This is a genomic window from Algoriphagus limi (assembly GCF_024919275.1).
GTDB classification, from domain to species: domain Bacteria; phylum Bacteroidota; class Bacteroidia; order Cytophagales; family Cyclobacteriaceae; genus Algoriphagus; species Algoriphagus limi.
The window spans coordinates 337,116-362,228 of the sequence record NZ_JANWGH010000001.1 but is presented as its reverse complement, the minus strand read 5'-3'; the positions used below and the strand labels follow the sequence as shown (position 1 = coordinate 362,228).

Here is a 25,113-nt window from a genome sequence, read left to right as displayed (position 1 = left end):
TTTTATGAAGACTTTCCGAATAGTTGGAGTACCTGAGCATTTCAACCTTCCATTTCGGATTTTAGCCAAGGAACAGCCATTTGAAAAAGAAGGGATTCATATTGAATGGATAGAAGAGTCCAGAGGTTCCGGTCAAATGAGCCAAATGCTCAAGAATTCGGAAGCTGAAATGGCTTTACTACTTACGGAAAGTTTTTTCAAAGAAATTGACCAAGGGAATCAATTCAAATTAGTTGGATTTCATGTCAAATCTCCTCTCATCTGGGGAGTTCATACCAGACCTGATTTCCCTTATGATGATTTAAAATCAATCACAAATCCCCAATTTTTGGTCAGTCGAATGGGTTCAGGCTCGCACCTAATGGCTCTGGTTCTAGCCGAAAAAATGAATTGGTCTCCTGAAAAACTTCACTTTGAGATTGTGGGAAATTTGGATGGTGCAAAAGATGCATTTCAAAAAGGAAGTAATGGATTATTCCTTTGGGAAAAATACACGACTTCTCCTGAGGTCAAAAAGGGAAACATGATCCGATTGGATGAAATTCCAAGCCCTTGGCCTTGTTTTGTGATGGTTGCTAGTGAAAAAGCATTGAATGAATTCTCAGAGATCGCTATAAAAGTTAGAAATCAAATTTACAGCATCGTTCAATCCTTAAAAACACAAGCTGATTTAATCAATACTATTTCAAAGGCCTATACATTAGATCTTGAGGATGTGAATCAATGGCTTTTGCAAACCAGCTGGAGCGATAATAATCAGATAAGCCGTATTGAATTAGAAAAAATATTTAAGGATTTGATTCATTTTGGAATCATTTCTCGTAAACCGGAAATTTCTGATTTTGCTTTAGTTGAGGGCCTGAAGATTTTGGACTGATTGACTGATTGGAAAATAAATGCAAAACTTTGTTCCATAACCAGGTTTACTTTCGATTTCGATTCTACCTCCGTTCATTTTCACAAACTCCTTCACCAACTTTAATCCTAAACCAGAGCCTTTTTCTTTTTGAGTTCCCAGTTTGGATTTAGTAACTAATTGACTATCAGTTAGTATTTCATCAATCTGCTCTTTAGCCATTCCTATACCCTGATCCAAAACACAATATTGAATCCATTCATCTCCTTTTTCCGAATAGATGGTGATGGCATCTCCAGGATTAGAATATTTTATCGCATTACTAATAATATTTCGGACAGCAACTTCCAACAAATCCGGGTCTCCAAAAACCTTGTCTCTCTCAGTCGTCCTGTCAAATATTGTCAAATCTTTTGCCTTAATCGAGGATTGCAAAAAATTCAAAGAATCCTTGGTAATGCCGCTTAAGTCAAACTCATGAGATTGAACTTCGAAGCCTTCCATTTGAGCCATGGACCACTTTAAGGTGTTGACAAGTGTATTATTGATTGAGTCTACATCCTTTTTGAGGTAATCCAGCAATTCATAAAATTCATCCTCAGAAAGTTTTTTCTGAAGCATTAAATCCAAGGTAGATTTCAACTGACCTATCGGACTTCGGAGATCATGAGACAAAATGGAGAACAACTTGTTCTTTGCCTCATTTATCTCTAGGAGCTCTTTGGATTGCTGCTCCAAAGCGAGGTTTTGTTCCTCAATTTTTTTCTGCTGAACTGTCAGATTTTGATTGATCTTCTTCAAGTTCCTATGCAAGAAATAAAGCCTGATTCCCAGCAAGGCAATGATTAAAAAAGCAAAGCCAAAAAACATCAAATAGCGTCTAGATGTCTCTAATCTGTAAGATTGGGCTTCATTCTGAGCTTTAAGCAGGTCCAATTCTGACCTTGCTAAATCCTCTTCAAACATCCCCTGCATCAGAGCTAGTCTATCTCGACTGGCCTTATTTATAAGGGTATCATTTAGAATTGAAAATTGATTCAACTCCTCATATGCAGCGAGATAATTCCCTCTTTTTTGATAGACTTGAGAAAGATATTTATGACTTTTTGAAAGCTCATCCAAAAATTGGTTTTCCTCACAAAACTCAATTGCATATCGAAGAACCTCTTCTGCTTTAGAAAGTTGATTATTAAGTAGATAAGCATTTCCTAATCGATGAATAACTCCAGCCTCAAAAGATTTAACATCCTGAGCTCTAGCCATTTCAAGTGCTTTTTCATAAATAATTACAGCACTATCATATTTCCCCTCAGCCAAATACACATCACCTATCACCCGATTAGCGAAAGACAGTAAATAAGGAGATCCTGCTTGCTCATTTGTCTTAATTGAAAGTTGAGCGTAAACCATAGCAGAATCTTGCCTTCCACTTTGTGTGAAATTGAGCGCAACATTATTAAGGCTCCTGATTTGGGTAGCTAAATCACCAGCCTCAGTAGCTAATTCATACCCCTTTTTAAATTGCTCAATTGCTTTGTCGAAGTTCTTTTGTTCATAGTAAAGAGCCCCCAAATTATTCATCAGGCGAGCAGCCTGCAGCTTATTTTCAGCCAAAACAGCAAAATCATAGGCTTCCGTTGAATAATCAAAGGACTTAAGCCACTGACCTCGACGGTAGTAGATCCAGCCGATATTTTCGAGTGCGCGACTTCGTCCGTCAAAATCCTCCAATAATTTGGCTAGTGAATCAGCCTCAAATGAGTATTGTAGCGCTTTATCCTGTTCGGACTCACGAATTTCAGTGGCAATTTGATTTAAAAAGGCAACCCGCTCAGCGCCTTTCAAATCCCTCAAAAGTGAATCGGTACGAGTATCTTGTGCCAATGAGACATGGCTGATAAAAAAAGAAATAAAGAGTACTAGGTAAAAAACTTTTGGTCTCACCAGATTCAATTTGGAAAATCGAACGCAAAATAAAGATTATCAGCCTAAATGCTGAAAGGACTTAAAAATTTCTGCAGAAAATCTGAAATTAAAATTGATCCCAATCCCAGTCTTTATTCATTTGGGAAATGGCATGATGGGCTGTCAAATCATATTGACAAGGAACAATAGAAATGTAATTATTAGCAATAGCCCATTCATCATTGTCCTCTCCTTTGTCAAAATTCACAAAGTTGCCAGCCATCCAAAAGTACTTTCTTCCGGTTGGATCAAAACGCTCTGAAAACTCCTCCTGCCATTTCGCATCTGCTTGACGGCAAACTTTTACACCTTTGATAGCTTCATTTCTTTTTGGAGGAAAATTCACATTTAATGCAACGCCTTTTGAAATCCCTCGCTCCAACACTTGTCTAGCTATTTTCTCTACCCATTCCTCCACATGAGAAAAATCGGCTTTTGAAGAATAATCGCAAAGGCTAAACCCAATAGACGGATAACCTTCCAAGGCCCCTTCTATTGCAGCTGACATGGTTCCTGAATATAGAACAGAAATGGACGTATTTGAACCGTGATTAATTCCACTTACCACCAAATCAGGAGTGCGATCTTTTAACACATAATGCTTTGCCAGCTTAACACAATCAGCAGGAGTTCCACTTGATTTGTAGGCTAAAACCCCTTCAAAAATATCTTCTTCATACAATCGGAGTGTTTCCCCAATGGTAATCGCATGTCCCATTCCTGACTGAGGACTATCGGGTGCAACTACCACGACTTCCCCCAGTTTTTTCATGACTTCTACTAAAACTCGGATTCCTTTGGAAGTGATCCCATCATCATTTGAGACGAGAATGAGAGGCTTTGACATTAGTTTTTGCTGAGTTCGTTGTAATAGGCTGTAATTCGAAGTAAGTCTCCGCGCTTGTCATGCTCCAGTCGGTTTTTTCGCATAAAAAGGCTGATTTCATCATCATAGCCTGGAAGCATATCATACAAATCCTTCTTCTTCAAGCTGTAGCGCTGGATTTGATTGTCTTTGAAAAAATAATAATTGAATGCCAATCGATAGCCCATCATATTCTGAGGTCCCCAAAATGGATTCATTCCGACTGGCCCCCAGGCTCCCATATTCCGAGAATCGGTTGCTATATATTCCCTACAAAGAAGTGCAATATCCTTTCCTTCTGTAAGCACTTCGAAAAATACTGGAGTTTCATAATCCCCATTCAGTGAATAAGGTAAACTGTAAAATTTACGTATGCCACCGTAAAGCTCATCGTAAATTTCAAAGTAAGCTACATTAGAAGCAGTGAATGTAATGATGGTCTCATTTTGCAATTGGACAAGATTATTATCTAGGTCATACTTTACAAGACCTGAGAAGGCCTGACCTTCAGTATCGTAGATATTTCCCTTATGCCATATTTGGGATGGAAATTTGTCTTGAGCCTGAGTCATCCCCATTCCCATGATCCAAATTCCAAGAGTCAAAATGGTAAGTTTGATGGTATTTTTCATATCAATTGATACGATAATTGTATTTACTCTGTTTAATCCAGTTTCCTGAATTTAGCACTATTTAAGTATGTTGTGCCCCATTTTATCGCGTTTAGTTTTCAGGTAACGCTCATTATGAGGATTTGGTGCAATTTCGATTGGAACCTGCTCAACGATCTCTAATCCATAACCGATTAGCCCTACCCTTTTCTGAGGATTATTGGAAATCAGGCGGATTTTTCCTACTCCAAGATCTCTTAAAATCTGAGCACCTACTCCATAATCCCGGCTATCCATTGGAAGCCCCAAAGCCAAATTTGCCTGCACAGTATCCATTCCTTCTTCCTGTAGCTTGTAGGCTTTTAGCTTATTAATCAAGCCAATACCTCTACCTTCTTGGTTCATGTAAAGAATCAAACCTTTGCCTTCTTTCTCTACCATTTGCATGGCGGCATGAAGTTGAGGCCCACAATCACATCGGCAACTTCCGAAGATATCCCCTGTCACACATGAGGAATGAACACGAACCAAAATAGGTTCATCTTTCTCCCAAGTGCCTTTAATCAAAGCCAAATGAATCTCGTTGGTATTGATCTGTCTGAAAGCGATTAGGTCAAAATCCCCATATTTAGTAGGCATATCAACACCTATTTCTCGCTTAATTAAAGATTCATGCTTTAATCGATATGCAATTAAGTCTTTGATGGAAACCAACTTCAGATCAAAACGCTTTGCTACTTCTACCAAATCCGGAAGACGAGCCATGGTTCCATCCTCATTCATGATTTCAACCAAAACTCCAGCCGGCTTCATTCCAGCCATTCTTGCGAAATCGATAGCCGCCTCTGTATGCCCAGCTCTTCGAAGTACTCCTCCCCTTTTTGCTTTTAAAGGAAAAATATGTCCTGGCTTACCCAATTCGGATGGATCGATATTTTCATCCACTAGGGCTAATATGGTTTTTGAACGGTCAGAAGCAGAAATTCCAGTAGTACATCCATGACCAATCAAGTCAACAGAAACCGTGAATGGAGTCTCAAAAGCTGCCGTATTCTGACCCACCATTAATTCCAGTCCAAGTTCCTCACAACGGTCTTCCACAAGGGGGGCACATATAAGTCCTCTCCCGTGCTTAGCCATAAAATTGATGATTTCAGGAGTTACTTTTTCGGCTGCACAGACAAAGTCCCCTTCATTTTCACGGTCTTCATCATCTACAACGATGATGACTTTTCCTCCTTTTATAGCTTCGATGGCCTCTTCGATTGAGTCCAATTGGTATTTTTCCACAGATTTTAGCAAGTCGGTTTAAAAGACAAATTTAACTGCTTTCGATTCTAAAACAGGACAGTACCAAATAAAGTTTGGTTTACCCGATAACAATTCCAAGTTCCCGGTCAATATCCATCTGAACTTGCTTCAATCCTAAAAATATTTCTTGAAGCTCAAGAATTTGATTATCGGATAATTTTTCTACTTCCGCATTTTTGATTTTCTGAATAGCTTCTTCCATCATTCTACGGACAAATTTTCGTTTTAATCGAAGAATAGACTTGTAACTTGTTAATGTCAAATCGTCATCTTCTTTTGGGATAAGAATTTGAAATTTCTCTGTCCAATGTATAGAAGCTTCCCGTCTAGGAGTAATCAAATCAATCACTTCATCACGAATTTCCCGATCGGAAATTCCTAAAAAATAATCGGAATCCACGATTTCGCCCTTATTGAGATTTTCTCTGAAAATCTTTAAAATTTTAGCATAAAGTGGATTTTCAAAGGCCAACTCTTCAGTTTCAGACAATAAATACTGACAGAGATTCAATTCTTCATCTCCTAACTGCTGCAAGCCATAATTCAATAAAAGACGGATCAATTCACGTTCTTGAAGGCGAAGGGCTTCTGCAACAGAAAAACCTTCCTTTTCAACAGGAAAAAACTCCTCAATCGGAGCTGCATCCAAAGGAGCTTCCTGTGTTTTCCTAAATTGATCTCGCTGATCTTTAAGTAGAATTTTATTTACTTCTGCGTAAACAATCCCTTCTTCAATATCCAAGAGCCCGGAAGCTTCCTTAGCATAGACAGATCGAATAATAGGATCAGGAATTTTAGCTATACTCTGAACAACTTCCCGAATTACTTCTGCTTTTCGAATAGGATCTCGCTCAAATTCATCTTTATAAAGGTTAATTTTAAACCCGATGAAGTCTTTTGCATTTTCCTGGAGATAGTTTTGAAAAGCCTGTGAACCTACTTTTCTTGAATAACTATCAGGATCTTCCCCATCAGGAAAAACGACAGCCTTTACGGTCAATCCCCCTTCCAATAATAAATCGATCCCACGCAAAGAAGCCTTAATTCCCGCTGCATCCCCATCATACAAAACTGTCACTTGATCGGTAAAACGCTTGATCAATTTGATTTGACCATCTGTCAGAGATGTTCCAGATGAAGCCACCACATTCTCAATTCCCGAAAGATGCATGGAAACCACATCTGTATACCCCTCTACTAAGTAGCAGTTATCCTTTTCTCGGATGGCTTTTTTGGCCTGAAACATCCCATAGAGCACATCACTCTTGTGATAAACAGGTGTTTCCGGTGAATTAATGTATTTGGGCTGATTTTTATCCTTTGTGAGGATTCTTGCTCCAAAGGCTATTGGCTTGCCACTAATATTGTGAATGGTGAAAATGACTCGATTTCGAAAACGGTCATACCTTCGCGAAGGATCTCCATCTTTTTCAAGAATAAGCCCAGCTTTCAACAATATATCTTCTTGAAAACCTGCCTTTTTTGCCGAATTAAGCAAATTATCCCAACCTTCTAGCGCATATCCCAAATCGAATTTTTCGATAATCGCCGGAGTAAATCCTCTTTCCTTGAAATAACTCAGTCCAATGGATTTACCTTCTTCGGTTTGGAGGTTTTTGACAAAAAAGTCTCGGGCAAATCCCAGGGCAATCAATAAACTTTCCCGTTCATTTTGAGCCTGTTCCTGTTCAGGTGTCTGAGTTTCGTCCTCTTCTACCTCAATCCCATATTTTCCAGCGAGATGTCGGATAGCTTCCTGAAACCCAATCCCTTCAATATCCATAATGAATTGAATAGGATCTCCAGCCTTACCGCAACCAAAGCATTTATAGATTTGCTTGGCTGGTGAAACCGAAAAAGAGGGCGTTTTTTCACCATGAAATGGACAACAAGCCCAGAGGTTTTGCCCCTTTTTTTTCAATGGAACATAATCGGAGATTACCTCCTCAATGTCCATTCGGTCTTTGACTTTATCTGTTGTAAGCTTGCTGATTCCCATAGGTTGATAAGGACCAAAGTTAAGCCTGAGCTTTGATTTGATGGCTATTTGGAAGAACTATTTGCCAAAGTAGCGAGTTTAATCTTCGATAAATAGCAAGTAGCTTTCAGAAAGCCATTTCTAGAAACTATCTTGCAGGCAAATTACAAATTCATGCAACTTTCTAAAGAAGCAATTTTAAAAACTCTTTCCCGAGTTCAGGATCCAGACCTTAAAAGAGACTTGGTGAGCTTGGGAATGATCCAAAATATTCAGATTGAAGGTCAAAAAGTAAGTTTCAAAGTTGTTTTGACAACTCCGGCTTGTCCTTTGAAAGAGGTGATCAAAAATAACTGTATTGAAGCCTTAGAAGAAGACTTTGGAACTGGTTTCGAATGGGATCTTACCATGACCTCTCAGGTTACTACCGTACGTGACGCTACTCCTATTCTTCCTCAGGTAAAAAACATCATTGCTATCGCATCTGGTAAAGGGGGCGTAGGAAAATCTACCACCTCTGTGAATTTGGCTGTTGCCCTTGCGGAAACTGGAGCTAAGGTTGGTTTGATAGATGCGGACATTTCTGGACCTTCCATCCCTACCATGTTTAATGTGGAAGCTGAGCAGCCAGCAGTGAAAAAGGTAGGCGAGAAAAACGTCATTATTCCAATCAATCAATATGGAGTAAAATTAATGTCGATTGGATTCTTGACTCCAGCCGAATCTGCGGTTGTATGGAGAGGTCCGATGGCAAGTTCTGCCTTGCGTCAATTTATTTCTGATGTGGATTGGGGAGAATTGGACTACCTTTTGATAGACTTACCTCCGGGAACATCTGATATTCACTTGACCATGGTACAAACCGTACCTGTAACAGGCGCTGTAATTGTAACCACTCCTCAAAAAGTGGCCTTAGCTGATGCTACAAAGGGACTTACTATGTTCAAACAGCCACAAATTAATGTTCCCGTTTTAGGTGTTGTAGAAAATATGGCTTACTTTACACCGGAAGAATTACCTGATAACAAATATTATTTATTTGGCAAAGAAGGCGGAAAGCGCTTAGCTGAAAAGTATCAGGTTCCATTCTTAGGTGAAATTCCAATTGTACAAAGTATCCGGGAAAGTGGAGACACCGGCTATCCGGCAGTTTTCAAAAACGGAATCACCAAACAAGCGTATACGGAATTAGCCGAAGCTGTTGCTCGTCAAGTGGCGATCAGAAATGCTTCACAACAAAAAACTGAAATCGTAGAAATAAAAGCATAAACAATGCAAGCAGAATTAAGAGAACAAATTGAATTTGCTCTAGATGCCATTCGCCCATATTTGGAGGCAGATGGTGGTAATGTAAGGATTGTCGAGCTGACAGATGATATGGTCCTCAAAATTGAGATGACTGGATCATGTAGTTCTTGTCCTATGTCTTCAATGACATTAAAAGCGGGAGTAGAAGAAGCCATCAAGCGAGCCATTCCGGAAATCGTCAGAGTGGAAGCCGTCAATCTTACAGTGGCTTAATTATTAAGTATTTAATGAATAGAATCCCCCTTTTTTCGAAGGCTTTTATGCTCCTTTTGGGAGCAATTTTTTCTTTGAATGAGGCCTTTGGTCAGCAGTTCACTATTGCACCGCTTGATCATTTTCAAAATAGTTCATCGAGAATATCCCATGAGCATGATGAAAAATGCGGTCATGGGGTAATTGAGCAACTTCTCGTCAAAGATATGGGGTATTTTGGTACCCGAGAATTCTTTGAGGATTGGATTGACCAAAAAATAGAAGCACAACGAAATCAGCCTCAAATCTTGGCTAAAACCCAAGAAGAAAAAAGGCTTATTCCAGTTGTTGTACACATCATTCACAATGGAACTCCTGTGGGAGAAGGTGCTAATATTCCCTTTTCCCAAATTGAAAATCAGATCAGGATTCTTAATGAGGACTTCAACCGGTTAAACCCGGATGCGGACAGAACACCAGCTGAGTTTTTACCAGTTGCCGCTTCTGCGAATATCGAATTCGTTTTGGCAAAACAAGATCCTGATGGACTGCCTACCAATGGCGTAGTTCGAATTGAAGGTCCAAATAATTCATACCTTCCGGATGACGCCACCATCATAGGTCAACTCACACAATGGAACCCTGAAGAATACCTCAATATTTGGGTTGTACCTTTAGCCCAGCCATATATCGGCTATGCTTCTTTCCCAATTTCAGATCTACCCGGACTCAACTTCTCCCCTGCCCCTGCTATTATTGATGGGGTGACTATTGATTACCAATTCTTTGGTACAGGAGGAAATTCAACTGCAGCATCACTGGGAAGAACAGCAACGCATGAAGTGGGACACTATTTTGGATTACGCCACATCTGGGGAGACGGTGGATGTGGAGTAGATGATTTTGTGGAAGACACACCTCTCCAAGACAATTCCAATTCAACCTGTAATGCAAACCCCACTAGATTCAGTTGTGACTCCAATGATATGATCCAAAACTTCATGGATTATACACCGGATGCTTGTATGAATTTATTCACGTTTGGCCAAGTGGAACGGTTTGATGTGGTCTTGGCGAACAGCCCACGACGAACTACACTGATTAATAATCGAGCTACGCAAGAACCAGTACTTTTTGATCGAGACTTAGCAATTACTAGAATTATCGAACCAGCTGATTTCACCTGTGATGCGGTTGTCAACCCTCTAGCGGAAATAAAAAACGCTGGACTAGAGACCATTACAAGTGCCCGGATAAGTGTTTCCTTAAATGGCAACACTATCCAAGTCAAAAACTTTAGCCTGAATTTAGAAACCGCGGAAACCGCTGAGATTTCTTTTGATTCCTTCGAATTAATGGGGTCTGAAAATGAGGTGGAATTTGAAATAATACAGGTAAATAATTCCTCCGACGAAAATCCAAGCAACAACAGAGCAATTTCTAATCCAGTGGTCCAAGTGGCGGTAAGCCTTCCTTTGAGTTTGGACCTGAGCAATATTCCTAGTTCTTGGACAATTAAAAACCCTGATGATTCTTTCACTTGGGAACCGACTAAACTCAATATTTCAGGAGAGGAAGAAGATCTAATTTATATTAGAAACTATGAGTATGATGCTGCTGGAGAATTGGATTATTTTATTTCCCCGGTAATTGACCTAAGTGAATACCCAAATGCCCAATTGGTATTCGAAATGGCTCATGCTCCTTATAATCAACAGGGCTTCCAAGACGATTTGATTGTTGCTATTTCGGCGGATTGTGGAAATACATTTGATATTCCGGAAGCGACTTATCAAAAATCAGGAACTTCCCTTACAACATCAGCCGCCACTTTGAATGAATTCATTCCTTCGAATTCCGGCCAATTCCGAACTGAATTAGTCAACCTTGAACCTTTCGCGGATTTGGGAAGAATTCGAATCGCTTTCATCAATTTGAATGCCTTTGGGAACAATATTTACCTGAAGAATATCCGAGTTCTGCAACAAGAGGAGTTCCGCTACAGCTTGACTATGCAGGAGCTGATTACTCCTTTCCCTATTTCTGATGGCAGGTATCAAAATGAAAGAATTGAAGTAACCAACACCGGCAATCTTCCAGTTTCCAATTTTGTATTTGTAAAAAGTGTCAATGGAGGTAGCCAACAGGCCTTTTTGGCAAGTGGAAATGCAGTAGCCCCAGGAGAAACTTTTACACTCACTGGAGGAAACAGTACGAGAGAGGGGAAAAACAGATTAGACTATGGAGTAATTCTCCCCAATTTTGACCAAAATGGTGGGAATGAAAGTGAATTGCGAAGATATGTAGTCGAGACGACCGAGCGTAGCTTGGTTCCTTGGCGACAAAACTTTAATGTTTCTACTAACATTGAGCCTTGGCAAAGTATCAATCCTGAAAATGACAATGGTTCTTGGACCTCTATTCCGGTGACAGGTTCAAGACCAGGAAATGCCAGTGCAGTCGAAAATCCCGTTGCATATAGATCCTATTGGCTGGGAACCCCAATATTTGATCTTGCTAGGAATACACAAGCATCCTTGTTTTTTGATTATACAGTTGGGTCAGTAGCTGAGGACACCAAGCTTGAGATTTTGGCAAGTGATGATGCTGGAGAAAGCTATGAAGTAGTTTGGGAAGCAAGTGGAGCTGAACTTTCAACAGTCGCAGGCATCGCAAATCCAAACAATCAGGAAGAATATGAAAGGGTTTATGTCAACTTGACGGATTTTGCAGGTGATCGGAAAAATGATGTTCGTTTAGCTGCAGTCTTGACTGTTGGCGAAGGTGAAAATTCACCTATTTATCTGGATAATCTTGAGCTATTCCTCAGCGCTAATCCAAATCCGGTGATTCCAGGAGATGGGGAAGCCTTGATCTACCCAAATCCTGCCACAGCATATTTCAATATTGCTTTCAATTTGCCGCAATATGAAAACGTCACCATTCAAATCATCTCTTCCACTGGTTCGGTTGTTCATCAGGTGAATTACGCACAGACTTTAAACCAGACCTACACCTTTCCAAGAGATATATTCTCGCCGGGGCTGTATTTAGTGAGAATGGTAAGCCCTTCCTTGAATGAAATCCAACGGGTATTTATTAAATAATTTAAAATCGAGCCGAATAAACTAATTCGGCTTATTTTTTGCCAAAAATTGCAAGGCTAAGGCAGTCAACTTTGTCGAGAATAAAATTCCCGACTATCTTTATCCATCTATTAAAAGTCAAAATAGACACTCAATTCCTTGAAAAAGATTCTTATAAACCTCTTGTTGATTTTTGGAGCATCCCTCCTTTTAGGATTTGTTTTTTTGAAAATCTACCTCCCTGCTTATACCAATCACGGGGAAACTGTTTCTGTTCCTGACCTTTCAGGCTACACTTTTGATGAAGCAGTAAATATTCTGGAGAAGTCCGGGTTGAATTATGAGGTCTCTTTGGATTCAGGATATAGTACGGATGAAAAAGCTTTGGCTGTATTGAAACAAATCCCGCCTGCGAATGATCAGGTGAAAAATGGCAGGAAAATTTATCTGACTTTGAATGCCAGAAATGCCCCAATGATAAGGCTTCCCAACTTGGTGAATATGCCTTTGAAAAATGTACAAGAAATCTTGGCCAACCTGGGTCTGGAAAGAGGTGAAATCATTTATGTTCCGGATATAGGAATCAATGTGGTACTCGAGCAACAATATAAGGGGAAGACTGTGACAGAAGGTTTTGAAATTCCCAAAGGAGAAAAAATCGATTTGGTCGTCGGCGATGGTTTAGGAAACCAAATCTTGAGCGTTCCAAATTTCGTTGGAATGGATGAAATCGATGCTGAATTTCTGATCCTGGGCTCTGGCTTGCGAATGGGTGAAAAGTTATATTTCAAAAACGATACAGTTCCTCCTGGTTTTGTATTCAGACAGGCACCACCTTTTGAAACTCAGGTAAAAACAGGTGAGATGATTGACCTTTGGATATCGGCTAAAGAAAATTGATCAACATGGGAAAAAGCCGCCACATATTTTTTTGGAGCATTCTTTTGACTTTCATGGTTTCCCAAGTCAATGCTCAACTAGTGGAATTCGGGCCCATTCCTAAGATTCAAATCAAACACCAATCAAAAGCTGACTTAAACGCCCGCCTAAACAGTCAAAATCAACTTCCTTTTTGGGATGATTTTTCGGAAGGAATGGACACCCTAAAATGGGAATTCTCCGGAAGCACTTATAGCAGCAGTATAGGGAATCATGCCCCTTCTTTTGGAGTAATCGTCTTGGATGGTGTGGATGAAACAGGAAGTCCTTACTCAAGACAAATTCGTGAACAAGGCGCTGGCGATTACATTACTTCAAAGCCGATTGACTTATCAGTTATACCCAGCAATCAACAAGAAAGCACCTTTCTGAGCTTTTTTTGGCAAGCAGGTGGAAAAGCTGAAATGCCCGATGAGGGAGATGCCTTAACACTCGAGTTTTTAACAGCCGATAGTGTCTGGGCTACCATCTGGCAAATGAATGGAGGACCAGAGCGAGATCGTGAGAATTTTACACAAGAGATAGTTCCAATTTCCTCTGAATATTTTCATTCCGAATTCCGATTTCGATTTGTAAATCAAGGGAGACTCTCAGGCCCATTTGATACTTGGCTTTTAGATTATGTGTATTTGAATTCAGGCCGAGACTCTGAAGATCTATTTTATTTGGACAGGGCCTTAACGAGAAATAGCTACTTTTTTGCCGGGGATTACGCGGCGATCCCACTGGAGTTTTACTCTGAATTATCTTCAGAGGAAGTGCTTCCGATTGCAAATGAATTCAACAATCTGGAAAACAGATTTCGGTCGATGGAATATTCCATTTTGCTTGCTAATGAATCTGGAAACAGGACTACCGTAAACCTCAATACACCTTTCAACCCCGTACCTAATGCTCAGGAAAGAAGAGTTTTTGAGAGTAATTCCATCAACAATTTACCGGAAATCCAACAGCAGACTGACCTTGAAGTCTTAACTTATCTAACTACTGGAGACAATAACTATTTCGAAATTTCACAAGGTGACACCACCTTTTTCGAAAATATTGATTACCGTATAAATGATACCGTAAGAACTTTCTTTCCAGTACGTGATTACTTCGCCTACGATGTAGGTAGTGCAGATTATTCGGCAGGAATTAATCAGCGATCCGGAATGCTAGCTGTGAAATATGAGGTGGATCAACCTGTTTTCTTAACGGGTATTTCCATCGACTTTACCAATCCTTCCCAAGCTGATCAACCGATAGATATTCTTATCTGGAATAATTTAGAAGCTACTCCCCTATTTAAAAAGGAAACATTAATCCCTTTAAAAGAAGAAGGTGAGGATTTGATTTTCTTCCCAATTGATACAAATATTCGGGTTCAAGGAGAATTTTATGTGGGCTTTGCTCAGTTCAGTAATGACTTTCTGTATGTAGGTTTGAGTAAGGAAAATGATCAAGCCGATAAGATTTTTTATAATATCAATGGAGCTTGGGCACAAAATGAAGAAGTAAGAGGTTCCCTAATCATACGACCACATGTAAGTGTAGCTCCACCATTTGAAGAATTGGAAATTAGACCGGAAAATCTTCGCTATTACCCGAACCCAGTGGAGAGTAACCTTCATATTCAGGGGAATTTTCAAGAGTTACGGATTTTTGATTCATTTGGAAGAGAGATTTTCCCTGAGCGAATCAAAGATGCTCAAGGAGAAATCATTAACTTTATCAAACAAATCCCGGGGATCTATGTCATCAACGTGATTACTCCTCAGGGACCGAAATCAATTCGAATCTTAGTCAAGTAAAATGGAAGATATCAACGTAAAAGAACTCAAAGAGCGATTGGAAAGAGGAGACAAATTCGTCTTCCTTGACGTACGCGAAGAATGGGAATATGATGATGATAATCTTGGTGCAATCAATATCCCCTTAGGCGAACTCCCCCATCGATTAGATGAGTTGGAGGATAAAAAAGACCAGGAAATCATCATTCACTGTAGAAGTGGGGCGAGAAGCGGAAACGCGAAAAAATTCCTGGAAAGCAAGGGATATGATAAGGTCCGAAATGTCTTAGGAGGAATTATTGCTTATCGAGATTTATAAAATTACAAGTTAGGAACCCGGTTAATCCGGGTTTTTTATTTGAAAATAAATGGCTGTGGCGAAAAGCAAAGCGCAAAAATCAAAATCGCCAACCATCCAATTAACTGTCTTTTTGAATCTAAAGGTTTAGATCCTGAAACCTCAGGATGTCTAATACCCATCACTCTTCCCAATAAAAAGGCAAATAATAACCAGCCCTGATATCCTTGCCAAGTAGGCTGGAAAAATACCATTGCATACTGAACGGCAGCAATTCCCAAAGCTAAGGTCAGTTTATTTTGGACCGAAAGGCCTGACTTATGGTAACTTATATAAAGAAAGCCTACATATAGTGGAATTCGGAAAATCAGCTCATTCCCCGGATGATAAGGACTGATAATCCCCAAACCCGCATACATTAAGAAGGCCGTAAAAGTCACCAGAGAAATCTGTCGATGATGTTTCGGAAAAAGACCAAAAATCACATGTCCCCCATCTAATTGGCCTATTGGAAGTAAATTCAGTGCTGTAAAAAACAGAGCTAAATACCCTGCAAATAAGAAAGGATAATGGATCAACTCTGACATCTCAGGCATTCGCTCAGGATCGGCTATTGTTTGACTCATCGTCCAAAAAAGTAGGTTTTGTCCCAGCTCAAAATCAATAGCGTCTTCATAACCATCAAAATTCGGATCTGCGTACTCAGGATGAATTTCATAGATATAGTCGGCGGGAGGAAGATTTGTAAAACCATAAATCAATACTCCCAATGCAACTACAAATCCAGCAAGAGGACCAGCCACACCAATATCAAAAAACTTCTTCCTTGAATTGACAAAGCCCTTCATTCGGATAATCGCCCCCAACGTTCCAATAGATGGTGCACCTAAAAAGCCAAACCAAGCCGGAATAAAGAAAGGCAAAGTACATTTTACTTTATGATGAATGGACGTGAATAAATGCCCCAATTCATGAATCAGTAAGATTCCTATGAAAGGAATAGAGTATGCGAATGATTTGAGAAAATATTCCCAAGTCAAGGCATTTTCACCTGAAACCATAATGGATTTCCCGTAAATCCACTCACTTCCTGCTAATGTGGCAGCTAGGATTGTTAATATGAAAAAAAGCCCGTGTTTTAGATACTCTTTGGTACTATACATGCTTTAAAAAATCAAAAATCACGTTGGCACCTGTTACATGAATCGCCTGAATTCCAAGGGCTGCAGCTCCTTCCACATTTTCTTTCAAATCATCAAAAAACACAACTCTTTCAGGTGCAGTGCCTAAATCGGTAAGCATCTTTTCATAGATTTCAGCTTGAGGCTTGGCAAGTCCCATCTCATGGCTTAGAAAAACCCAGTCAAAAACCGGATCAAAATTCCCTAGCCCATGATCACGCTTTAGGATATCATTTACAGCATGAATATGGATAAGATTTGTATTACTTAATACACCCACCTGATAAAACTGCCTAACTCTTTTCACAAGTTCTAAGCGCTCAGCCGGTATTGTTCCCAAAAGAGAATTCCAAAAGAAATCTACCTGCTCATCAGGCCAATCTTGCTGAAAAAAAGCTCGAACCTCATCTCGAAATGTGGATGAATCGATTTGCCCTCTTTCATATTTTTTATGGAAGTCCGTCTTGTAAAATTCAGCTAATAAATAGTGTAACTCGGATGGAAGATGCTGATTGATAAGGGAAAGTGACCGATCGTAGTCAATATCAATAATGACATTCCCTAAATCAAAGATCAAAAAGTCTGCATCGGGTGTTTTTTTCATCCAGTAGTTTGGTTGTGAATATCCTTTCAAATATGTAACATTGCAGTCCCAAAACCAAGATTAAATGTGAATAGCTTCATCTAAATGAGGTTTATCACATAACTCCCGATAACAATGGGAACTCATTGGTTGAGCTTCTGACTCTCCCGACCCATTGGGACAGGAGGTCGCAGGAAACATAAAATAATAATGGGCTCCCGATAACGATCGGGACTCGTTGGTTAGAGCTTCTGACTCTCCCGACCCATCGGGACAGGAGGTCGCAGGTAATAAACATTATTGGGCCTATAGCTCAGTTGGTTAGAGCTTCTGACTCATAATCAGGAGGTCGCTGGTTCGAGCCCAGCTGGGCCCACAAAACCCCGTTTACTTTCTGTATTCGGGGTTTATTTTTTGAATCTCAACAATATTCTTTAATCTCTTAAAGATTGAGCTTCTGACTCCCCCGATTCATCGGGGCAGGAGGTCGCTGTCCCGATTTGTCGGGAGAGCCCAGCTGGTCCCACAAAGGCTGGATTTTTTCCAGCCTTTCTTTTTTATTTTGTACATGAACTTTTGCTACATCATTTTTAGTCCTTCTTTAAGGAAATTTTACACTCGAATTACACAAGAATCCCTAGAAACTAGGATCCAAAAACATAATTCGTATCAATACGGAAAGCATCGATATACAGCTAAAGCTTCTGATTGGGAATTATTTCTAAGCATACAAGCTGACTCCCTTTCTCATGCCAGAAGAATGGAACTCTATATCAAAAAAATGAAAAGTTCTGCTTTCATAAGAAAACTCTAAGAGGATCCTGAGCTTCTTCAAAACCTTATTCATAAAACAAAAACTTGAGCTTCTGACTCCCCCGATTCATCGGGGCAGGAGGTCGCTGTCCCGACTTGTCGGGAGAGCCCAGCTGGGCCCACAAAACCCCGTTTACTTTCTGTATTCGGGGTTTATTTTTTTGCTTTGAGAAATTCTAAGCTATACTTTCTTCTCAATTTCTGGATTCAGTTCCTCCTACCTTGAAAATCATTTTTTCAAAAATTCCTCGACAATTTCCCTGAAAAGTCAACACAATTTTTGCCTGAGTGAATTCTTTTTGATTAAATTATAAACATTAAAATGTTTAAATAATTAACATTTAGCTCTCACCCTTGAGGCTATTCTCCGAAAAAGCATCAAGAGAAAGCGAACAGGGGTAATTCTTCTACTACCTCGTATTTCGAATCTCGTACTCCGTATTTCACCATGTTCTTAAACTGCCATTCTCACTTCAGCTTCAAATATGGGACGATGTCTGTGGAAGCGCTGGTCGCTGAGGCGAAAGGCAAAAAACTCGACGCCCTAGCACTTACAGATATCAACTGCACGGCAGGTGTTTTCCCTTTCATCCGAGAAGCCCAAAAAGCCGGTATCCACCCTGTGATTGGGATTGACTTCCGCAACGGTGTAAAGCAACAATACATTGGCTTGGCTCGGAATCAGGAAGGCTTCTTTGAACTCAACAAACACCTATCCGAATACCTGATCCACAAACGAGAGTTTAAGTCTCGAGCTCCAGCGTTCGAAAATGCTTTTATCATCTACCCTTTTTCGGAAAAGTATTTCTCTCTCCGGCGAAATGAATACATAGGGGTACATCCCAAGCAACTTAATCGTCTGGCAACTTCTCCTTGGATTCGAAGAAAGGAAAAGCTCGTACTTCTCCAGCCAGCTACTTTCACTTCAAAGTTAGAATTCAATGCACATCGCCTTTTGCGAAGCATGGATCTGAATACCCTACTGAGCAAACTTCCAAGCGAAGAACAAGCCGATCCTACTGACCAGCTTTACTCCTATGCAGATCTGATCCCCCGCTGTGAAAGCCATAGCTACCTTTTGGTAAATGCGCAAAAACTACTCGAACAATGCCAGTTTTCCTTCTATTTCCAAGCCGTCAAAAACAAACGAGATATCTTAGGTTCGGACTGGGAGGATTTTGATTTTTTGCGACAGGAAACCTTCAAAGGAGCTATTCGCCGCTATCCTGATCTCAGCCCAAAAATCAGTGAACGAATTACCAAGGAGCTCGAACTCATCCAGCAAAAGGGATTTGTATCCTACTTCCTGATCAATTATGATATCGTGACTTTTGCGCAGCACCGCAATTTCTATCATGTAGGGCGCGGATCCGGCGCCAATAGCATTGTAGCCTATTGCTTGGGAATCACGGATGTAGACCCCATAGAACTGGATCTTTATTTCGAGCGATTCATCAATCTCTATCGGGAAAACCCACCTGATTTTGACATAGACTTCAGTTGGACGGATCGGGACGAAGTAACGGATTACATCTTTAGGAAATATAACGAAGGACAAGAAGAACACGTCGCTCTACTGGGTTCTTACAGTACCTTTCAGTACAATTCCATGCTTCGGGAACTAGGAAAGGTTTTTGGGCTTCCTAAAACCGATATCGAATCCCTAATCCACCATGCAGACAAGGAAGGCTACCAACCTGATCAATTCGGAAAATTGATCATCAAATATTCAAAGGTTCTACATGATATGCCTTCCCACTTAACCATCCATGCCTGCGGAATCTTGATTTCTCACAAATCCATTCATTACTATACAGCCACAGAAATGCCACCGAAGGGCTTCCCCCTGGCCCATATCGATATGCATACAGCTGAGGATATTGGATTGCACAAATTTGACATCCTAAGTCAGCGGGGACTAGGTCATATCAAGTCAGCACTCGAAATCATCTACCAAAACCAAGGGGTGAAAATAGATATTCGTGAGGTAGAGAAATTCAAAAAAGATCCAAGAATCAAGGAGCATCTGCGAACTGGCCATACCATTGGCGCTTTCTACGTGGAATCGCCAGCTATGCGCATGCTATTGGCCAAGATGAAAGCAGATACCTACCTCGAACTTGTAGCAGCTAGCTCCATCATTCGCCCGGGAGTGGCGCGTTCAGGCATGATGCGGGAGTATATTCTTCGCCACATCAATCCCGAGCGTAGAAAACAGGCTCATCCTGTCATGGCCGATATCATGCCCGAAACCTACGGCATCATGGTTTATCAGGAAGACGTGATCAAAGTGGCACACTACTTTGCTGATTTGAGCCTGGCTGAAGCAGATGTACTAAGGCGAGGCATGAGCGGAAAGTCACGCTCTAAAGACGAATTTCAGCGGGTGAAAAATCAGTTTTTCACCAATTGTAAAAAGCTTGGCCGAGAAGACAAAGTCGCTGCTGAGGTTTGGCATCAGATCGAAAGCTTTGCTGGCTACTCTTTTGCAAAAGGACATTCAGCTTCCTTTGCCGTGGAAAGCTATCAGAGTCTGTATCTCAAAGCCTACTTTCCTCTTGAGTTTATGGTAGGTGTGATCAATAATTTTGGAGGTTTTTATCACACCGAGTTTTACGTACACGAGCTCCGAATGAATGGAGCGGATATTCAAGCTCCCCACTTGAATGAAAGCGAATACCTAACCCGAATCACCGGAAAGACCGTTTTTCTAGGCTTCATCCACATGAAGTATCTGGAAAAAGCGACGGTGGAAAAACTCCTGAATGAACGTCGTGCAAATGGCCCTTTTTTAGGTTTGGCAGACTTTGTGGCCCGCGTGGAAGTTGGTTTGGAGCAATTGCTGATTCTAATTCGAATGACTTGTTTTCGTTTTACGGGCAAAACCAAACAAGAACTCCTTTGGGAAGCCCATTTTCTTCAAAACAAGCGAAAATCAATCGTCAACACGAATGAGCTATTTCGAACGGGAGAAATCACCTTCGGCAAAAAACCTCCACAAGTTCCAGATTTAGACGAAACAGATATCAGACAAGATATTCTCGACCAGATTGATATTTTGGAGTTTCCACTAGACTCACCTTTTCACCTCGTCAAAGATCAAAACATACAAGGAATCAAAGCACGAGAATTAGCCCAATATCTGGGTAAACAAGTCCTAATTCTGGGCTATTTGGTGACTGTAAAATACACCCGCACTGTCAAAGGTGAAGTTATGAACTTCGGGACCTTTCTGGATCGTGATGGAGACTGGATCGATACGGTACACTTTCCGCCTGTAGTGAAAAAATATCCTTTCAAGGGCCGGGCAATCTACCGAATTGAGGGAAAAGTCGTCGAAGAGTTCGGTTTCTATTCCATCGAAGTAAATCGACTGGAACGAATGGCTTATTGGAATGCGGGAGACAACTAGGGCGTCCACTTAAATTTACCTTCACTATTATACTCATTGTAAAAAATTAAGGTAAATTGGATTATTCTGCGCGAGTCAATTAGGCTTGCAAAAGACAAAAAAGCAAAGGCTAATTTTTGAAAAACCCAAAAGCCCATATCTTTAAAGATTATTGCTCCATCCATAGCCTGTAGAATGAGCCTAGATTATAGTAGAAAGCAATCCGTTGTATTTTTTTCAGACATTGTCGGCTACACCCGACTAATGGGCAAGGATGAGGATAGAGCATTCGCGCTGATGCGCCAAAACCTACAAATTCATCAGGAAGTCCTATCCAACTATCGAGGCAGAATCATCAAAGAACTTGGAGATGGGATTTTAGCGGTATTCGAGACGGTTCCTGATGCCCTTTCAGCAAGTTTGGAAATTCAGCGTCAGCAAAGTCTCATTCCGGACATATCCATTCGAATTGGACTTCATATCGGAGACATTATTTTCGACAAAGGGGATGTATTTGGGGATGCCGTAAACCTTACATCTAGAATACAAGGAATCGGAGTTCCCAACTGCTTGCTCATTTCTGAGCAGGTAAAGGATTTAATTCCTGACAACTCACAATTCCATACTAGCCGATTAGGTCCCTTTCGCCTGAAAAATGTTGATCATCCGGTTGAATTATTTGCTGTAACCAATCCTCCATTAGCTGTTCCAAAGCGAACAGAGATCATCAAAAATATCCAATATCAAGAAAAAAGCCCATGGAAATTTTGGGCGGTTTTAGGAGTTACGGCCTTTGTTCTTATGTATCTGATTTATTCGGTTTTTTGGAACGAAGCCATCTGGGAAAAGGAAAAATCGGTAGCCATTTTACCTTTTGTCAACAGTTCCGAGAATCCGGATCAAGAATTTTTTTCAGAAGGATTGACAGAGGATGTGATCAGTCAAGTATCAAAGATTGGAAGTATCAAGGTAATCAGTGAGGATGCTGTTCAGGAGTTCAAAAATTCAAATGCTCCACTTGACTCCATTGCTAAGGTCTTGGATGTAAGTACAATTTTAAAAGGTAGTGTGCAATGGATGGGTGATAAAATCCAAATCAATGTACAGCTGATTGACCCAGAGGAAAACAAAAATTTATGGGCTGAAACGTATAACCGGGAAGCAACAGAAATTTTCAAAGTACAAGAAGATATTGCAACAGAAATTGCTCGGGTATTGAATAGTAGCCTAAGCTCTGAAGAGCTTAGCCAACTTTCCAAAACACAAACTAGCAGTTTTGAAGCTTACGAACTTCACTTGAAAGGGCGGGAATTATATTCCAACTACGATAAGGAATCCGTATTAGAAGCGATCGAATACTTTAAGGCTGCACTCAAAGAAGACCCAAATTATGCTTTAGCCTATGCTAGCTTGGCCGATTGCTACGCACAATTAAACTACTTCGGGGAAGGCGACCAATGGCAGGATTCAAGCTTGGAAATGAGTGCTAAAGCTTTGGCTATCGACCCATATTTAGCGGAAGGTTTTAAGTCCCAAGGCAATGTCTATTATTACCGCGGACAGAACGAATACGCCAAGATTTCATTTGAAAAAGCACTTGTGCTTAATCCTAACCTTAGTTCGGCTATCGGGAATTTGGCTACCGTTTACTTTGTCTCAGGTAACTTAACAGAAGCACTAAAACTTCAAAAAAAATCTGTTTCCCTTAACCCAACCAATTTCATCCCTTATCAGATTTGTGGTTGGATTTATCGGGAATTAGATCAATTCGAGGAAGCTAATGAATGGTTTGATCGCTCTTTTTCCCTTCAAAAAGACCCTGTTACCTTAGAACAGAAAGCCTTTATGGAAATTGAAAACGGGAACCTATCTCAGGCCTTGTATTTCATCGACTCTCTATTCATCGAAAAAGATGATACCACTGCAATAGAATATTCAACTGCAGGTACGATTGCTTTCTTTGCTGGAGATTGGAATAAGGCTGAAGAGTTTTTAATTAAGAGCATAGAAAAAACTCCTGATTTTGAACAAGATGAGTATTTCACGGCCCCTATTCTTTTGACCTACATTTACAAAAACGAAAATAAAACTCAAGAGGCCAAAAAGCTTTGGAACCAAGCTAATTCTGTCCGGATAAGTGCCATGGAGCAATTCGGTGATGATTTCAACCTTTATCTAGATTTAGCTCAATTAGAGGCAATTGAAGGTAATCGCATGCAAGCCATCAATTACCTTTTTATCGCTGAGGCAAAAGGCTTGAGAGATGATTTTTACATCATCAACAATCCGATTTTTAAAAATTATCTAAAGGAACCAAAAATCATTTCCATTCTGGAGAAAATCCAACAGGAAAGAATCCAAGCCAATCAAGAACTCCAATCTAGCGACCTGGAAAGAAACAGGTAGGTACTCCATAACTTTCCATTTTTTGGAGTTGGCCTAAATAATAAAAACTGTCTTCAAAGAAGGTATTCCGGATTTTAGACCTGTTGGTTAGTTGACTTTACCAATTGTATAATCTGGATCTGGATCTCCAGGTGCAGCTCCTCTTTTTACATTACCCAGTGTATCAACCCCTGTATTGTGATATAAAATACCGGAGAAAATTGCTGCTGAGAATGAAGTTCCTGAAACCAAGGTATACATCGCCTCTGATCCCCCATCCAAAGGAGCAGTAGTAAAGATATATTCACCTGGTTCTACAAAATCAATAATCCGATCCGTTTCGCTATTATCATAATTTGAAAAGAAGGAGTAGAGATAAGGTTGGCCTGAAATTCCCCCTTGAACTGATCCTATGGTGTAGGTTCTAGCTCCATTGCTGTTGGAATAATTTATACAACCTGGGAAATTTTCCTCAGATGCTTCTGCATCATTTCCTGCAGACATAACCACAGAAATTCCTGCGTCCACCAAATCCTTTATGGCCTGATTTAATTTTCCGGAATTACACAAATTTGGCCCACTTACAGGTTTTCCTAAACTCAGATTGACAATGTCGCCAGCAACTCCATTAACTAAAATATAATCCAAGGCCATTTCTACTCGCTTATCTGTAGTCTTGACATCTTTAATTTTTGCAAACTTGTTTGGACCTGGCTGTTGATCAAAAACCTTCACAGAAACCATTTTTGCTCCAGGATACACTCCATTCATATGATAATTAACAGGGGTTTCGGAGCTACTTGCTCCAATGATACCCGCTATAAATGTTCCATGCCCTGATTCATCAGTAAGAGGATCAGAATTCTTTTTCGCAAATGACTTACTGAGGGAAGCATCTACAGAAGCTATATCAGGATGATTGACATCAATCCCAGTATCTACTATCCAAACTTTGGTATCCTTATTTGGATAAGTTGATTCTCCAGAGCGTATGAGTTGGATAAATTTGCTTGTTCCTTCATTTGAATCATAGCGTAGCTGCTCTTGCATCATAGGCCTTCTTCCTTGCTCAATAAAGGCGGACTGCATCATAGGCCTCCTACCCTGAATATCGATTGAATTTTGAGCTGCATATTTATCAGGCTTTTGATTAACTTTAACCATGATGGATTTCTTCGTTGCTTGATCTAAATCCGTGACTAGAACAGAGACTTGTCCCGAGGACATTTTTATGAATAGTGAATCTCGATCGATATTTAAAGAAAATTCTTTCTTCAGCTCATTAGCCACCTTTGCCTTTAATTGTTGAATAGCTCCTTTACATGCTCCAGATTGAAAATCCTGACACTCCTGAAGCTGCTTCAAGGGTTTAAATTCATTTACATCCTTAAAGGTAATTTCCAGCTCTTCTAGCTCTGGCACTGTTGGGTCAACTATTGGTTCCCCGTCTGGATTGCAGGAGCATTTAACAAATAGAAAAACAAGTAAAAAAGGAAGGAGTAAATTTTTCATAACAGCAAAACTCAACGAATTAAAAATCAATCAATTAGCCTCAATTTATAAAAATCAGTAAAATAAA

The 25,113-nt window shown here is 40.2% G+C and carries 18 protein-coding genes and 1 tRNA gene; 11 read left to right on the top strand and 8 right to left on the bottom strand.

The window, feature by feature from the left end; all coding sequences use genetic code 11:
- Positions 1–4: 4 nt before the first annotated feature.
- The gene (locus NY014_RS01550; RefSeq protein ID WP_259412771.1) at positions 5–877 is read left to right on the top strand and encodes an ABC transporter substrate-binding protein; all 873 of its coding nucleotides are present in this window, start codon (positions 5–7) and stop codon (positions 875–877) included.
- Here NY014_RS01550 and NY014_RS01545 read toward each other — a convergent pair.
- The 5 genes from NY014_RS01545 to dnaG all read right to left on the bottom strand — a co-directional run bounded on the left by NY014_RS01545 (position 848) and on the right by dnaG (position 7,607).
- Positions 848–2,800 carry an ATP-binding protein gene (locus NY014_RS01545; RefSeq protein ID WP_259412769.1) on the bottom strand — a complete coding sequence of 651 codons (1,953 nt, stop codon included), beginning with the start codon at positions 2,798–2,800 and terminating at the stop codon, positions 848–850. The genes NY014_RS01550 and NY014_RS01545 overlap by 30 nt on opposite strands.
- Positions 2,801–2,888: 88 nt before the next feature.
- Entirely contained in the window at positions 2,889–3,668 is a 780-nt protein-coding gene (gene surE, locus NY014_RS01540) for a 5'/3'-nucleotidase SurE (RefSeq protein WP_259412767.1), read from the bottom strand.
- Entirely contained in the window at positions 3,668–4,318 is a 651-nt protein-coding gene (locus tag NY014_RS01535; protein WP_259412766.1) for a hypothetical protein, read from the bottom strand. The genes surE and NY014_RS01535 overlap by 1 nt, the downstream gene beginning before the upstream one ends.
- A gap of 57 nt (positions 4,319–4,375) precedes the next feature.
- A complete protein-coding gene (locus NY014_RS01530; RefSeq protein ID WP_259412765.1) occupies positions 4,376–5,587 on the bottom strand; it encodes a bifunctional 3,4-dihydroxy-2-butanone-4-phosphate synthase/GTP cyclohydrolase II in 1,212 nt (403 codons plus the stop codon).
- A gap of 79 nt (positions 5,588–5,666) precedes the next feature.
- Positions 5,667–7,607 (bottom strand): DNA primase, encoded by a 1,941-nt coding sequence (gene dnaG / locus NY014_RS01525; protein WP_259412764.1) that lies wholly within the window; start codon positions 7,605–7,607, stop codon positions 5,667–5,669.
- Between the two features lie 153 nt (positions 7,608–7,760).
- Here dnaG and NY014_RS01520 point away from each other — a divergent pair, with 153 nt between their 5' ends.
- From NY014_RS01520 to NY014_RS01495, 6 genes are all read left to right on the top strand, one after another.
- The gene (locus NY014_RS01520; RefSeq protein WP_259412763.1) at positions 7,761–8,855 is read left to right on the top strand and encodes an Mrp/NBP35 family ATP-binding protein; all 1,095 of its coding nucleotides are present in this window, start codon (positions 7,761–7,763) and stop codon (positions 8,853–8,855) included.
- A 3-nt stretch (positions 8,856–8,858) separates the two neighbouring features.
- Positions 8,859–9,107: a NifU family protein gene (locus NY014_RS01515; RefSeq protein ID WP_259412762.1), complete on the top strand. Its 249-nt coding sequence runs from the start codon at positions 8,859–8,861 to the stop codon at positions 9,105–9,107.
- A gap of 14 nt (positions 9,108–9,121) precedes the next feature.
- The gene (locus NY014_RS01510) at positions 9,122–12,193 is read left to right on the top strand and encodes a M43 family zinc metalloprotease (RefSeq protein WP_259412761.1); all 3,072 of its coding nucleotides are present in this window, start codon (positions 9,122–9,124) and stop codon (positions 12,191–12,193) included.
- Between the two features lie 138 nt (positions 12,194–12,331).
- Positions 12,332–13,072 carry a PASTA domain-containing protein gene (locus NY014_RS01505; RefSeq protein WP_259412760.1) on the top strand — a complete coding sequence of 247 codons (741 nt, stop codon included), beginning with the start codon at positions 12,332–12,334 and terminating at the stop codon, positions 13,070–13,072.
- A gap of 5 nt (positions 13,073–13,077) precedes the next feature.
- The gene (locus NY014_RS01500) at positions 13,078–14,904 is read left to right on the top strand and encodes a T9SS type A sorting domain-containing protein (protein ID WP_259412759.1); all 1,827 of its coding nucleotides are present in this window, start codon (positions 13,078–13,080) and stop codon (positions 14,902–14,904) included.
- A 1-nt stretch (position 14,905) separates the two neighbouring features.
- Entirely contained in the window at positions 14,906–15,202 is a 297-nt protein-coding gene (locus NY014_RS01495) for a rhodanese-like domain-containing protein (RefSeq protein ID WP_259412758.1), read from the top strand.
- Between the two features lie 35 nt (positions 15,203–15,237).
- Here NY014_RS01495 and NY014_RS01490 read toward each other — a convergent pair whose 3' ends face one another.
- Together NY014_RS01490 and NY014_RS01485 are read right to left on the bottom strand one after the other, a co-directional pair.
- A complete protein-coding gene (locus NY014_RS01490; RefSeq protein ID WP_259412757.1) occupies positions 15,238–16,344 on the bottom strand; it encodes a site-2 protease family protein in 1,107 nt (368 codons plus the stop codon).
- Positions 16,337–16,966, bottom strand: coding sequence for an HAD family hydrolase (locus tag NY014_RS01485; protein ID WP_259412756.1), 630 nt, complete (start codon positions 16,964–16,966; stop codon positions 16,337–16,339). Before NY014_RS01485 ends, NY014_RS01490 begins: the two co-directional genes overlap by 8 nt.
- Positions 16,967–17,247: 281 nt before the next feature.
- On the opposite strand from NY014_RS01485, the gene NY014_RS01480 reads away from it, so the two are divergent.
- From NY014_RS01480 to NY014_RS01465, 4 genes are all read left to right on the top strand, one after another.
- Positions 17,248–17,321: transfer RNA gene (locus tag NY014_RS01480), tRNA-Ile, on the top strand.
- A gap of 192 nt (positions 17,322–17,513) precedes the next feature.
- Positions 17,514–17,759 carry a GIY-YIG nuclease family protein gene (locus NY014_RS01475; RefSeq protein ID WP_259412755.1) on the top strand — a complete coding sequence of 82 codons (246 nt, stop codon included), beginning with the start codon at positions 17,514–17,516 and terminating at the stop codon, positions 17,757–17,759.
- A gap of 447 nt (positions 17,760–18,206) precedes the next feature.
- Positions 18,207–21,170, top strand: coding sequence for a DNA polymerase III subunit alpha (locus tag NY014_RS01470; protein ID WP_259412754.1), 2,964 nt, complete (start codon positions 18,207–18,209; stop codon positions 21,168–21,170).
- A gap of 174 nt (positions 21,171–21,344) precedes the next feature.
- Entirely contained in the window at positions 21,345–23,555 is a 2,211-nt protein-coding gene (locus NY014_RS01465; RefSeq protein WP_259412753.1) for an adenylate/guanylate cyclase domain-containing protein, read from the top strand.
- Between the two features lie 87 nt (positions 23,556–23,642).
- On the opposite strand, the gene NY014_RS01460 is transcribed toward NY014_RS01465, so the two are convergent.
- The gene (locus NY014_RS01460; RefSeq protein ID WP_259412752.1) at positions 23,643–25,046 is read right to left on the bottom strand and encodes a S8 family peptidase; all 1,404 of its coding nucleotides are present in this window, start codon (positions 25,044–25,046) and stop codon (positions 23,643–23,645) included.
- Positions 25,047–25,113: the final 67 nt, after the last annotated feature.